This is a genomic window from Umezawaea sp. Da 62-37 (assembly GCF_032460545.1).
GTDB lineage: Bacteria > Actinomycetota > Actinomycetes > Mycobacteriales > Pseudonocardiaceae > Umezawaea.
Genome location: NZ_CP135965.1, coordinates 8,064,271 through 8,077,216, shown reverse-complemented (window position 1 = coordinate 8,077,216; position 12,946 = coordinate 8,064,271). Strand labels below are relative to the sequence as shown.

At 69.9% G+C, this 12,946-nt stretch carries 13 protein-coding genes and 1 pseudogene; 6 read left to right on the top strand and 8 right to left on the bottom strand.

The features are described 5' to 3' along the window. Nucleotides 1-14: 14 nt before the first annotated feature. From RM788_RS37345 to RM788_RS37330, 4 genes are all read right to left on the bottom strand, one after another. On the bottom strand, nt 15-638 hold the full coding sequence (locus tag RM788_RS37345; RefSeq protein WP_315924037.1) for a DUF2238 domain-containing protein: 624 nt from the start codon (nt 636-638) through the stop codon (nt 15-17). A 113-nt stretch (nt 639-751) separates the two neighbouring features. Next, nucleotides 752-1,681, bottom strand: a complete 930-nt coding sequence (locus RM788_RS37340; RefSeq protein ID WP_315924035.1) for a DUF1996 domain-containing protein — start codon at nt 1,679-1,681, stop codon at nt 752-754. A 36-nt stretch (nt 1,682-1,717) separates the two neighbouring features. After that, nucleotides 1,718-4,477, bottom strand: a complete 2,760-nt coding sequence (locus RM788_RS37335; RefSeq protein WP_315924034.1) for a glycosyl hydrolase — start codon at nt 4,475-4,477, stop codon at nt 1,718-1,720. A 123-nt stretch (nt 4,478-4,600) separates the two neighbouring features. Continuing rightward, nucleotides 4,601-4,759 carry a DUF8847 domain-containing protein gene (locus tag RM788_RS37330; protein ID WP_315924032.1) on the bottom strand — a complete coding sequence of 53 codons (159 nt, stop codon included), beginning with the start codon at nt 4,757-4,759 and terminating at the stop codon, nt 4,601-4,603. A 322-nt stretch (nt 4,760-5,081) separates the two neighbouring features. Between RM788_RS37330 and RM788_RS37325 the strand changes: the two genes are divergently transcribed. Next, entirely contained in the window at nt 5,082-6,104 is a 1,023-nt protein-coding gene (locus RM788_RS37325; RefSeq protein WP_315924030.1) for a hypothetical protein, read from the top strand. Nucleotides 6,105-6,163: 59 nt separating this feature from the next. On the opposite strand, the gene RM788_RS37320 is transcribed toward RM788_RS37325, so the two are convergent. Beyond that, nucleotides 6,164-7,138 (bottom strand): methionine--tRNA ligase, encoded by a 975-nt coding sequence (locus RM788_RS37320; RefSeq protein WP_315924028.1) that lies wholly within the window; start codon nt 7,136-7,138, stop codon nt 6,164-6,166. Beyond that, nucleotides 7,126-7,320, bottom strand: a pseudogene (locus RM788_RS37315) (class I tRNA ligase family protein); the annotation flags it as partial. The pseudogene RM788_RS37315 and the gene RM788_RS37320, both read right to left, overlap by 13 nt. 157 nt (nt 7,321-7,477) lie before the next feature. On the opposite strand from RM788_RS37315, the gene RM788_RS37310 reads away from it, so the two are divergent. Beyond that, a complete protein-coding gene (locus RM788_RS37310) occupies nt 7,478-7,936 on the top strand; it encodes a hypothetical protein (RefSeq protein ID WP_315924026.1) in 459 nt (152 codons plus the stop codon). Here RM788_RS37310 and ligD read toward each other — a convergent pair whose 3' ends face one another. Beyond that, nucleotides 7,937-8,950 (bottom strand): non-homologous end-joining DNA ligase, encoded by a 1,014-nt coding sequence (gene ligD / locus RM788_RS37305; protein ID WP_315924024.1) that lies wholly within the window; start codon nt 8,948-8,950, stop codon nt 7,937-7,939. Between the two features lie 27 nt (nt 8,951-8,977). Between ligD and RM788_RS37300 the strand changes: the two genes are divergently transcribed. Next, nucleotides 8,978-9,193, top strand: a complete 216-nt coding sequence (locus RM788_RS37300) for a DUF2277 domain-containing protein (RefSeq protein WP_315924021.1) — start codon at nt 8,978-8,980, stop codon at nt 9,191-9,193. Here the strand turns inward: RM788_RS37300 and RM788_RS37295 are convergent. Then, complete coding sequence (locus tag RM788_RS37295; protein WP_315924020.1) at nt 9,155-9,796, bottom strand: TetR/AcrR family transcriptional regulator; 642 nt, start codon at nt 9,794-9,796, stop codon at nt 9,155-9,157. The two genes, RM788_RS37300 and RM788_RS37295, sit on opposite strands and share 39 nt — an antisense overlap. A 73-nt stretch (nt 9,797-9,869) precedes the next feature. Here RM788_RS37295 and RM788_RS37290 point away from each other — a divergent pair, with 73 nt between their 5' ends. From RM788_RS37290 to RM788_RS37280, 3 genes are read left to right on the top strand one after another with little or no spacing between them, the layout of a single operon-like run. Beyond that, nucleotides 9,870-11,018, top strand: coding sequence for an acyl-CoA dehydrogenase family protein (locus tag RM788_RS37290; protein WP_315924017.1), 1,149 nt, complete (start codon nt 9,870-9,872; stop codon nt 11,016-11,018). Nucleotides 11,019-11,031: 13 nt separating this feature from the next. Next, nucleotides 11,032-12,201, top strand: a complete 1,170-nt coding sequence (locus RM788_RS37285; protein WP_315924015.1) for an acyl-CoA dehydrogenase family protein — start codon at nt 11,032-11,034, stop codon at nt 12,199-12,201. Further along, nucleotides 12,198-12,923, top strand: coding sequence for a MaoC/PaaZ C-terminal domain-containing protein (locus RM788_RS37280; protein WP_315924013.1), 726 nt, complete (start codon nt 12,198-12,200; stop codon nt 12,921-12,923). Before RM788_RS37285 ends, RM788_RS37280 begins: the two co-directional genes overlap by 4 nt. Nucleotides 12,924-12,946: the final 23 nt, after the last annotated feature.

The following is a 12,946-nucleotide window of genomic DNA, read 5'->3' as shown; positions in this document are numbered from 1 at the left end:
GGGTGCAGACTGCCTTATGGCACCGACAGTTTCGCCATCGGCATCCGCGAGAGCTGCCGGTCGTGCACCCGACCCAGCGCCAACTGTGCGCTGAGGGCACCCAGTAGGGCAAGCAGCATGTCCCACTGGCTGTCCCACACATCCCCTTGCGTGCCAAGGAAGTCCTCCGCCGAGTCGCCGCCGACGACGGCCCCGGCCCACTCCAGCAGCTCGTAGGCGGCGCTGATCCCGAGGCAGGTCGCGGTGACCAGGGCGAACAGCCAGCGGCCCCGGCGCAGCGGCGTTCGGCGCAGCAGGAGTTCGCGAACGACGATCGCGGGCACGAACCCCTGGACCAGGTGGGCGAACCGGTCGTAGGGGTTGCGCTGGAGTTCGAACAGGTCCCGCACCCGGAACCCGACGGGGACCTCGGCGTAGGTGTAGTGGCCGCCGACGGCCAGCACGACGGCGTGGCCGACGACCAGCCAGCGGGTGAGCCGGGTCAGCGGGAACCGGCGGTGGGTCAGCACGAGGATCGGCAGCGCGATGAGGATCGGCGCCACCTCCAGCAGCCACGTGCCGTAGCTCTTCGGTCCGATGGCGGACACCGCCACCGCGGCCACGACGAGCCCCACCTGGACGAGCGGTTCGCGTTCCATGCACGGATACTGCCCGTTGCGGCGCCGATCGAACCATGCGGCGGACCGAACCGGCGTCCGTCCACACAGGACACCCGCGGACGGCTGGGCCGCCCGCCGGTGCTCGCCCGCGATCAGGCGGGGTTGCCGTCCGTGCCGCACTTGCGGCCGGGGTTGATGCAGTTGGTCATCCGGCGCTGGAGCTCGTTCGCGTCCCAGGCGTTCATGAAGTCGCCGTGGAACGTGTAACCGGGTGCGGTCGTCGTGTTGACCCCGTTGACCGTCCCGCCGAGCGAGAGGCCGCCGCCGTTCACCGGGTAGGTGATCAGCAGTTCGAGCCGGGGCAGCACGACCGGGTGGGTGCTCGGGCAGCTGCCCGCCCAGAACACCACGTGGTCGCGGTGGTTCGCGGAGTCCAGGTTCCGGCCGTCCCAGCAGGTCGGGAAGTCCAGGTAGGTCTCCAGCTTCGTACCCGCCGGGCAGTTCAGGAAGTCGGGGCTCGACGGGCTCTGCGTGGTGCACGACCAGCGCGCGGACGGGTTCTCGGCGGGGCTGACCGCCTTGCTGTTGCCCACCACGTACCGCAGGCCCTGCGGCGGCGCCTTGGCCTGCGCCATGTCGTGGATGCCCTGGTAGTAGACCGTCACGCTCTCCGGCGCGACCGGCTGGCCGTTCTTGTACAGCGTCGGCACCCAGTACGCCGACAGGTCGGCGACCGGGTTGCAGTTCGTCGTCGCGGCCTTGAGCGACGTGATCGTGGAGTTCGCGTTCGTCGACCGGTTGCCGAAGAACTCGTGGACGTGCGAGACGCCGGTCTGACCGGGGAAGACGATCGGGTCGTTGCCCGCCCGGTGGCTGCTGGTGCAGGCGACCCGGAACTCCGAGACGCCCAAGGCCCCGACCTGGTCCTTGATGGCCTGGGCCTGTTGCTGGTCGACGGCACCGGGGTGGCTGCCGTGCTGCGGCCCCGCTCCCGCGGGCTGGTAGGACACGACCACGCCGATCGCGAGCACCGCGATCGTCGTGGCCGTGGCCCCGATGACTCCTCGTAGCCTCCTGCGCATGTCAGCTTCCTCCTCAAGGGATGAAGCGGCGGCGGATTACTGCCCGAACGAGAACCAGTTGACGTTGACGAAGTCGGCCGGTTGCCCGCTCGTGAAGGTCAGGTACACGTCCTGCTTGCCGGTCAGCGCGGACATGTTCGCGGGCACCGTGCGCCACGTCTGCCAGCCACCGGTGTTGGCGAGCGCGAACGAGGCGAGCACGGTCCCCGTGGGGCTGCCCGTGCGGACCTCGACCAGGCCGCTCACGCCGTCGGCGGCACCGCTGGCGACGCGCGCGCTGAACTGCCGCCCGGTGGCGGAGCCGAAGTCGACTCCCCGGAACAGCGCCCAGTCGCCGTTGCGGAGCGCGGCGATGTTCTGCCCCGCGTCGGTGTCGGTCGTGGTCTCGGTGACCACGCCGTTCTGCCCGTCGAACGACTCCGCCTGGATGGCCGCGTACGCGTTGCGGCTGCCCGACGGCGGCGTGGTCGTGGTGGTCGTCGTCGTGGTGGTCGTGGTGGTGGTCGGCGGTGTCGTGGTGCCGCCCGTGCCCGAGTCGACGCCGGAACCCGCCGGGCCGCGCCAACCGGTCGACGCCGCCGGGACGGACAGCGCCTGGCCGTCGGAGAACGTCACCGTCGCCGCGGTCGCGCCCGCGTTGTAGGCCACGTACGTCTTCGCGCCGCCCTTGTTCAGCACCGCGTAGGTCGGGACGTTCGCGGTGACCGAGTGGTCGGGCGTGCCGTAGGTGTTGAGCGAGGTGATCCAGTGGTAGGCGTGCGGCCGGGAGTCACCGGCCTCCGGTTCCAACCCGCCCCCGTAGTTCGCCAGCGCCTGCGCCGGGTCGGCGATGGCGAGGAACTCGGTGATGACGTCCTTCCACTCCACCTCCGTGCCGCCGTTGTTGGCCCGCATCTCGTTGATGTTCTGGATGATGTCGGCCTTCCACGCCCCGTGGTAGAGCGAGCCGCCGGTGATCGGCAGCATGTTGATGCCGTGGATCTCCTCCGGGTTCGCCGTCCACCACGTGCTGTACGCGCCGCCGTTGCCCCACACGATGCCGACCGTGCTGTGCGGGAAAGCCACCGGGAACACCGCGTTGTCCTTGTTGAACCAGTACTGCCCGATGGCCGATTGCTGGGTCGTGTACAGGTAGATGCCCGCGTCGCGCAGGGCGTTGTCGCCGGTCGCCTGGCCGAACAGCACCGCGGCGGTCGCGAACATCATCGACTCCGAGGACGACTCCTCGTTGTTGCCCGCCGCGAACCCCTGGTGCCCGGACGCCCAGTTCTGGCCCGCGTAGGCGTCGAACGTGCGCAGGAACGGGAACCGGCTCTCGGAGCGGTCGTAGTTGTTGGCGTCCTTGACGAGCAGCTTGACCATGCCGCCGTAGCGGGCGTCCGCCGCCCACGCCGGGTCGTGCTGCGCGACGACGGCCGCGGCCAGGACGTAGTAGCCGTAGTGGAAGTGGTGGTCGTTGAGCTCGCTGTCGGAGCCGAACGACGCCGGGTAGCCGATCAGGGTGTCCCACGTCGAGTCGTAGGCGAAGTGCCTGCCCGCCTCCCCCGGCGTGGCGGTGAGCCAGTCGCTGAGCCGGTCGCGCACCAGCGTGATCAGCCGGTCGCGGCCCGCGGTGTAGCCGATCTGGTTAGCGATCCGGGCCAGGTTCGACAGCCGGTTGAGCGCCTTGCCGGTCCAGTAGGTGTCCGTCGCGCCCTTCCACGGGTCCGCGGCGTTCAACTCGGCGTCGATCTCGGAGCGCAGCCGCGAGGTGTCGGCCTGGCTGGACAGCGGCAGCGCGGGCAGCACGCCGCTGAACGCCTGCCTCGTCGTGAACGAGCCGCCCTCGCGCAGCCGCATCTCACCGCGCGGCGAGGCGTAGCGGTGTGCGGTGACCGCGTCGGTCGAGTTCAGCCACTGGTGGCGGTAGAGCGCCTGGAGCGTGCCGGTCTGGGTGCCCTGCCGCGCGACCGTGGTCGCGGAGTAGGTCGCCGACGACTGCGCGGTGGCCGCGTTGTAGGACCACGCCACCTTGGTGTCGGTGACGAAGGAGAACGCGTACTTCTGGAACAGCGCGAGCGCGTCGCGCGACGGCAGCAGCGCCACCGAGAAGAACGCCGCGGACGAGGTCGCCTCCGATCCGGAGACGGTCCACGCGCTGGGCGAGAACGCCGCGTAGTCGTGGCCGTTGATCGTCACCCCGAGCACGCCGGGAGTCGTGTTGCTCCACACCGTCGCGGTCGCGTTGAAGCCGACGCGGGCGGTGCCGCCGGTCGCCTCCGCGAACACGTACGGCAGGCCGTGGCCGATGGTGGCGCGCAGGGTGCGCCCACCTCCGGTCCACAGTGGACTGACGGTCCAGTCCGACCAGCCGTCGACCGCCACACCGGGCGCGTTGAGGCCGGAGACGCCGACGAACAGGTCGTCGCGGTGCGCCATCTCGTAGGCGGTGCCGTTGGAGACGACCGCCGCCGTGTTCGGGTAGCCGACACCGAGGCCCTGGGCCGCGGCGTGGAACGACATCGGGTGCGCGTAGAGGTTCTCGCCGTACGGGTTGCCCGCGTAGCGCTGCCAGACCAGCGACGACCACCACTCGTTGGTCGGCACCGGCTGGCCCGCCATCCGCGAGGTGACCTTCGGCGTCACGGGCGCGCCGTCGGAGTTCGACGGGCCGACGGTTCCCGCGGGTCGTTCGGTGTCGTAGCTGCCCGCGCCGACCGCGACCGCGTTGGCGGCGGGCGGCAGGATGACGGCTATCGCGGCGGCCGCGATCAAGGCCGCGGCGAACGCGGCCAGGCGTGGTCGGGTGGAACGCACAGGGGACCTCCAGTGGAGCTGCAGGGACTCACACTGTGAGAGCGCTCTCACATTAAAGACACGGTAAACCCCGCATGTCGGCGTGTCTACGCTTTGTTTCCGGCATGCGTCTTGCTTGGAAACTCAGCCCGCGTCTTCCTCGACGTCCCGCAACCGGTACTCGCACCCGTACTCGACCGCGTACTGCAGGTCGTAGTGGTGCACGATCTTCGGCCCGCCGTGCAGGTGGACGTGCGTCAACGTCGGCTTCGGCTCGGCCTGCGGCTCCGCCAGCGAATCCACCCGACCGTCCAGAGGCCCACCGACGAACCGGACCACATAGGCATGAGTCATCGCGACCTCCCACTCCCTAGCCTCGACCGTCCAGCCCATCGTACGAGGGCGGATGCGCGTTCAGGGCGAACCCAGGCGACTTCCAGCCGGTTGGCTCAGGGGTTCGGGGCGTGGAAGCACAGGTCAGCGGGGCTGTGGTGGATATCGACACCGATGAGGGGATGGTGCGGGAGCGCCGATGGGTGGTCGCTCAGCCCTCGGTGTGGAGGAAGACGGACTTGGGACCACCGAGGTAGCTCGAGTCATCGCGGCTTTCCCGTACAACGGCCGCATGGGAACGCATCTCAGGGCGCACGGCGGTGATGGTCTGCCGGATCGTCCGCCACTCGATCGCCATCGCCATGTTGCGGTGACAGCGACAGCACCACCAGCCACGCTGGTCTCCCGGTTTGTCGAGGACCTGGCTGTGGAGGCGCCCGTGCTGCATGGGTTCATCGACTTCCTCGATGACTACCTGACCGATACAGGCATCGCGGGACTCATCAGGGCAACACTGGGGATTCTCGCCTTCGCGAGTCTCCTGAGCGCCGTCTTCGGCACAACCGCCATCAAGGCAGGGGCTTTGGTGATCGCCACCCTGTGCCTGCTCGGAGTGCTCGTGCTGCTGACCACGCACCATAGAACTCTGCGTTCGCAGGCAGGCCGTCATCGCCTTCTGCTGTCCCACTACTGCGCCGTCCTGACCGACCAAATGGACCACATGTGGCACATCCACCACTGGTCGGAAGTCATCGACATCGCGCCGAATGGTGACGAGAAGGGTTCCATCACGATTCACGCGACCGTGGACGCGGAAGTACTCCATTTTCTTCGAATCGTCTTGGGGGCGCACTGCAAGCAGCCGGTGAAGATGCGTGCGAAAGTTCACTCGGTCCTGGCCGCGTTCGAGGTCGAAGGCGTAGGGCGCACTCGGTGGAGTGAGACGTTCCACTGGTTGGAGGACGGCCGCCTCGAAATCCTCGCCCACTGCTTGTCCACCCCGCCGGTACGAGGTGACCGGATCAGGCTGCGCCTGGACTACACCTGGCCGGGGAAGTCGGCAACGCTCATGCAGCAGGACGAACCGGATGCCTTCACCATCCTGGTCAGCCGATCGCTTGACCACTTGAACTACCGGATCACCCTGCCGCCCGGCACGCGGGTGGACTACGACGCGATCGGGTTGGTGGAGGACCAGGATGATTTCGACCTGTCCGGCTACTTCTTGAAGCGCGGACAACCGATTGTCGAGCTGATCGCACACGACGTCGAAGCCGACCACAGGGTTGGCATGCGACTGCACCTGAGGAATTAACTTCACGGACTTTCCAAGCGGCGCGTTGGGGCCTCCTGTGCCAGGGAGGCCCCACCGGCTCACAGCCGCAGGAACACCGGAGCGATCGGCGCCCCGGCGCACTGCGCCATGATCCGGGCGGCCGCTGCGGGCAGGAACGGTGTCAGGTGGTCGGCGATCTCGCGGCACGTCGTGAGCAGCTCGCCCAGCACGGCGGGCAGCTCCGGACTCCCCTGCTTCGCCAGCGCCCACGGCTTGGTGGTCTGGATGTGGCGGTTGGCCTCGGTGGCGATCCGGGTGACCGCCTCGACCGCGCGCCGGAAGTCGAAGTCCGCCAACGCCCGGTCGATCGTGCCCGTGGCCTCCGCACGGGCCGCGCGGAGGTCTGTCGCGCGTGGATCGTGGCCGATGGCGGGGCCGAACTTGGCGATCATGGTGGCGGTGCGGTTGACCAGGTTGCCGATGTTGTTGGCCAAGTCCTCGTTGGCGCGGGCCACGAGTCGTTCGGCGGTGTAGTCGGTGTCGCCCGCCCGCGCGACCTCGCGCAGCAGCCACCAGCGGACGGCGTCGGAGCCGTGGGCGGCGACGATGTCGGCCGGGTCCTCGGCGTTGCCGAGGGACTTGCTGATCTTCTCGCCGCCCGCGATCAGGTACTCGTGCACGAAGATCGTCGTCGGCGGCCGGAGCCCGGCGGACAGCAGCATCGCGGGCCAGTACACGGCGTGGAACCGGATGATCCCCTTGCCGATCACGTGCACCCGCTCGTCGGCGCCGTCCCACCAGTACCGGTAGCCCGCGTCGTCGGTGCCGTATCCCGGCGCGGTGATGTAGTTGGCGAGCGCGTCGAACCAGACGTAGACCACCTGGCCCGGATCGCCCGGCACCGAGATGCCCCACCCTCGGGCGCGGGCCGTGCTGCGGCTGACGCTGGAGTCGTCCAGTCCTGATCGGACGAACGCCAGCACCTCCTTCTTGCGGGACAGCGGTTCCACCCGGATCACTTCGTCGGCGACCAACTCCTCGACCCGCTCCTGGTACCGGCTCAACCGGCGCACGCCGCCCACAACTCCGCCACCCCCGGCCCGTGCCGTGGGTCGGAGCCGGTGCGGATGAAGTCGTCGAACCTGGTCTCCAGCGCGACACCGAGCGCGCGGAACCGCTCCGCGACCCGCTCCACGTACACCGCGGGCGTCACGCCCTCGGCCTCCGCGCTGTGCACGTTCTTCAACGCGTTGGCGTCGGTCCCGGTCTGCGTTGGCGGGTCAGGACATGCGGAGGAAGCCGGACGACATCATCCGGCCGCACATGGTGGTGGCGGTGGTCCTCGACACGGCGTCGATGCTACGCGGATCCGCCTGTGCTGCGGAGCGCATTACCGCGAAGTACGGTCGCTCATGGCCGCTTACCGAGTAGTCCTGCCCGTGGGGTGCACCGAGGTCACCCTGGTCCGCCCCGAGGACGGGTCCGAGACGCTCGTGCGGTTTGACCGGACCACGGCCAACGGACCGGTGCTGCGCGACGACGTCACCCGGCGGTTGCAGGACTACCTGGCCCGCGACCCCGCCTCGACGGCCCCGGCGCTGGTGGACCTCATGGTGCGCGACCTCGGGTTCCAGGTGGCGCCGCTGGCCGCGAGGTCGCCGATCCGGCTGACCGTCCTGGACCGGCGGACCGCCACGCTGTGGGTCGGCGGCTCGACGCTGACGAGCGCGAGCAAGCAGCAGACGCCGTTCGCGCTGACGTTGCCGGGCGCGGTGCAGAAGGACGACACGCGCGTCGTCTTCCGCCTCACCAGCCCCGGCACCGACGCGCCCGCGATCGCGCGGGCGTTCCGGGACTGGGCGGCGCGGTAGCTACTCCGTGGGCTTCTTCGCCTTCGACGGCTGCACCCTCATGGGCTCGCCGGGCATCTTCGGGTAGTCGGGCGGGTAGGGCATCTCGCCGCGGTCGTCCTTGGCGTACCACTCGAGCAGCGTCTCCAGGCCGAAGGCCTCCGAGTCCAGTGCCGCGTGCGGGTCGCCGTGTTCGGCGAGGTACGCCGGGACGGTGAGGACGTCGAAGTCGTCGGGGTCCACTGTGGACAGTTGGGCCCAGGTGACGGGGGTGGAGACGGTGGCGCGGGGGGTGCCGCGGACGGACCAGGCGGAGGCGATGGTGCGGTCCCTGGCGGCCTGGTTGAAGTCGATGAAGACCTTCTCCCCGCGCTCCTCCTTCCACCACGAGGTGGTGGCCTGGGTGGGCATCCGGTTCTCCACCTCGCGGGCGAGGGCGATGACGGCGTGGCGGACTTCGACGAAGTCCCACTCCGGGCGGATGCGGACGGCGACGTGGACGCCGCGGCCGCCGGAGGTCTTGGGGTAGCCGGTCATGCCCAGTTCGGACAGGACCTCGTTCAGCACGGTGGCGACCTCGACCGCGTCGCGGAAGTCGGTGCCGGGCTGGGGGTCGAGGTCGACGCGCAGCTCGTCCGGGTTGTCGACGAGCGGCCTGCGGACGGGCCAGGGGTGGAAGTCGAACGTGCCGAGGTTGGCCGCCCAGGCGATGGCGGCGGGCTCGGTGGGGCAGACCTCGTCGGCGGGGCGGCCGGAGGGGAACTTGATGCGCGCGGTCTCGAGCCACTCGGGGGCGTTCTTCGGCACGCGCTTCTGGTAGAACGCCTCGCCGGTGACGCCGTCCACGAACCGCTTCAGCGTGGTCGGGCGGTCGCGCAGCACCCCCAGCAGCGGTTCGGCCACGGCGAGGTAGTACTCGACCACCTGGCGCTTGGTGATGCCGCGCTCGGGGAAGTACACCTTGTCCGGATTGGATACCCGCACGGTGCGCACACCGTGCGGACCGGGGACTTCTAGTTCTAAAGCCTGGGCCACACGGGCAGGGTAAAGGACAATGGCCTCATGTGCCGAAGCATCAAGACGCTCCGCCCGCCTTTCGAGGACGAGGTCACCGAAGGCGACATGCGCGCCGCTGCCCTGCAGTACGTGCGGAAGGTGTCCGGGTTCCGGGCGCCCGCGGCGCACAACGCGGAGGCGTTCGAACGGGCCGTGGACCAGATCACCGCGGCGACCGTGGAACTACTCGCGCACCTCGAGGTCCGCGGACACGCGAAGTAGCCCCAGCCCCTCGACGAACGCGCTGAGCGCCAGCTCGAAGCTGTCCCGGTCCAACTCCCCCGCGACCGTGGACAGCAGGTGGGCCTTGTCCAGGTGCGGGTAACGCCCCTGGTAGACCGACGCGTCGGTGGAGAACCCGTTGGAGAACGTGCTCAGCGCGGCGCCGAACACCAGGTACATCAGCGAGGCGGCGATCATCGTCGCGTGCCGTCGCGGCCAGCCCGCGTCGACCAGGGCGCCGTGCATCACGTCGAGCCGCCGCAACGAGGCGTCGCGACCGGCCGGGCCGTAGGCGAGGAACGGCACGATGTTCGGGTGCTGCGACAGCGCGGCCCGGTAGGAGCGGGCGCTGACGACGAGGCCGCGCCGCCAGTCGCCGTCCTCGAAACCGGACACGTCGACGTCCTCCAGCACCGCGCTGGCGATCTCGTGCAGCAGGTCGTCCTTGGTGGCCACGTGCCCGTACAGCGACGGGGCGCGCACGCCCAGCTCCGTGGCGAGCTTGCGCATCGACAGCCCGTCCAGGCCCTCGCGGTCGATGATGCCGAGCGCGACCTTCCGGATGCGGTCCCCGCTGAGGATGGGGATGCTCGGTCGAGGCATGGGGCCCCCTTGCACTGGGTTCTCCGACGCGCCTACGTTATACCTAACGCCGTTCGGTTTAGGAGGTAGTGGCGTGGATCTGAGCCTGTCCGACGAGCACCGCCAGCTCCAGGAGCTGGCCCGGCGCTTCACCGACGAGCGGATCGTCCCCTTCGCCCTGCGGTGGGACCGCGACGAGGCCATCGACCGCGCGCTCGTGCCGAAGCTGGGCGAGGTCGGGTTCCTCGGTCTCGGCGTCGACGAGGAGTACGGCGGTTCCGGCGGCGACAACCTGGCCTACTGCCTGGTGCTGGAGGAGATCGCGCGCGGCGACTCGGCCGTGCGCGGCATCATCTCCGTCTCACTGGGACTGGTCGGCAAGACGATCTTCAAACAGGGCACCGAGGAGCAGAAGCGGCGGTGGCTGCCCGGACTGTGCTCGGGCGGGCTGGTCGGCTGCTTCGGGCTCACCGAGCCGGAGACGGGCTCCGACGCCGGGTCGCTCGCGACCAGGGCCGAACGCGACGGCGACGACTGGCTGATCACCGGCCGGAAGGTGTTCATCACCAACGGGACGTGGGCGGACGTCGTGCTGCTGTTCGCCCGCACCGGCGGGCCGGGGCCCAGGGGCATCACGGCGTTCCTGGTGCCGACCGACTCCGACGGGTTCGAGGCCACCGAGATCCACGGCAAGCTCGGCATGCGCGGCCAAGCCACCGCCGAACTCGCCTTCGACCGGGTCCGGGTGCCCGACAGCGCCCGGCTCGGCGACGAGGGCACCGGCTTCAAGATCGCCATGGCGGCGCTCGACCGCGGCCGGATGTCCGTGGCGGCGGGCTGCGTCGGGGCCGCGCGCGGCGCGCTGGAGGCGAGCCTGCGCTACGCCGCCGAGCGCGAGCAGTTCGGCAAGCCCATCGCCTCCTACCAGCTCGTGCAGGAACTGCTGGCCGACATGGCGGTCGAGACGGACGCGGCCCGGCTGCTCACGTGGCGGGTCGCCGACCTGGCCGACCGCGGGCTGCCGTTCGGCACCGAGGCGTCCATGGCGAAGCTCTACGCCAGCGAGGCGGCCGTGCGGGCCGCGAACAGCGCCATCCAGGTTTTCGGCGGGTACGGCTACATCGACGAGTACCCGGTCGGGAAGTACTTGCGCGACACCCGCGTGACGACCCTCTACGAGGGCACCAGCCAGATCCAGAAACTGCTCATCGGCCGGGCGTTGACCGGCGTCAACGCATTCTGAAACGAGGAACACCATGGACTTCGCGCTCGACGAGGAGCAGAAGGAGATCAGGGACTGGGTGCGCACGTTCGTGCGCAAGGAGATCATCCCGTTGGAGCCGGAAGTGCTCCGCAGGGAACGCGCGAACCAGCCCGGCCTGACGTTCGAAGAGCTGGACGCGTTGCAGCAGAAGGCGAAGAAGGCGGGCTTCTGGGGCGTGCAGACGCCGACGGAGTACGGCGGCATGGGCATGGGCGCGGTGATGACGGCGCTGATCGAGGCCGAGCTGGGCCGCTCGTTCGTGCCGTTCCGCTTCGGCGGCAACGCGGACAACATCCTGTACCACGGCAACGCCGAGCAGAAGGAGCGCTACCTGCTCCCGACGATCTCCGGTGAGCGCAAGTCGTGCTTCGCGATCACCGAGCCCGGCGCCGGGTCGGACGCCAAGGCGATCCGCACCTCCGCGCGCAAGGACGGCGCGGAGTGGGTGATCAACGGCGAGAAGACGTTCATCACCGGCGGCAACGAGGCCGACTTCGTGATGGTGTTCGCCGTGACGGACAAGGAGAAGGGCGCCAACGGGGGCGTCACCTGCTTCCTCGTCGACCGCGAGATGGGCTGGAAGTCCGAGCCCATCCCGACCATGGGCCAGTGGGGTCCGGCCGCGCTGGTGTTCGAGGACGTCCGGGTGCCGGAGGAGAACATCCTCGGCGAGGTCGGCCAGGGCTTCGCCATGGCGATGCAGTGGATCGGCGCGGGCCGCTACCTGCTGCCTGCGCGGGCCATCGGCTCGGTGGAACGCCTGGTGGAGATGGCGATCGAGCAGGCCAACAGCCGCGTCACGTTCGGCCAGCCCATCGCCGAGTACCAGGCCATCCAGTGGATGATCGCGGACTCGGCGGTCGAGACGGAGGCGCTGCGCTGGCTCGTCCTGCACGCCGCGTGGCTGGTCGACCAGGGCGCCGACTCGCGGCAGGCCCAGTCGATGGCGAAGCTCTACGGCGGCGTGAAGGCCAACGAGATCGTCGACCGCGTGCTCCAGATCCACGGCGGCATGGGCTACACCCGCGAGCTGCCGATCGAGCGCTGGTACCGCGAGCTGCGGCTGCTGCGCATCTACGAGGGCACCGACGAGATCCAGCGCCGCACGATCGCCCGCAACCTGCTCAAGGGCCACGCCAAGGTCAGCGGATCCCTGGGGTGAGCACCACCGTCGTCCGGTCCTGGACCGCGGACGACGTCGAGCGCTACGCGGCCGCGGTGGGCGGGACCGGCATGCAGCCGGGGTTCGCCATCGCGGTCGCGCAGTTCGGCGGGCCGCAGTTCGGGCTGGACGCCGACCTCACGCAGGTGCTGCACGCCGAGCAGTCGCTGACGTTGTCCGGCGAGCTGCCGATGGCGGGCGCGGTCACGGTGACCAGGACGGACACCGACGTGTTCGACAAGGGCTCCGGATCGCTGGTCGTGCGCGAGTGGCACGCCGAGGGCGACGCGCGGTTCAGCACCCGCGCGTCGCTGTTCGTGCGCGGCGCGGGCGGGTTCGGCGGCCCCCGCGGCACGACCGTCCGGCACCCCGTCCCGTCCCGCGCGCCGGACGTGGAACTGGCCTTCCGCACCTCGCCGGACCAGGCCGACCGGTACCGGCTGACCGGCGACGACAACCCGCTGCACTGGGACCCGGCGTTCGCGCGGCGCGGCGGCTACCCCCGTCCGATCCTGCACGGGCTGGCCACCTACGGGATCACCGCGCGGCTGCTGGCCGAGTCGCTCTCCGTGGTCGCGGTGGGCGGCCGGTTCGTCCATCCGGTGTTCCCCGGCGACGAACTCCAGGTCAGCGCCTGGGTGGAGGACGGGGAGGTCCGGTTCCGCACGTCCGTCGACCGCACAACGGTGATCGACGACGGTAGGGCTACCCCCCGTTCCTAGTTGGGTGCCCACACCATCGATCA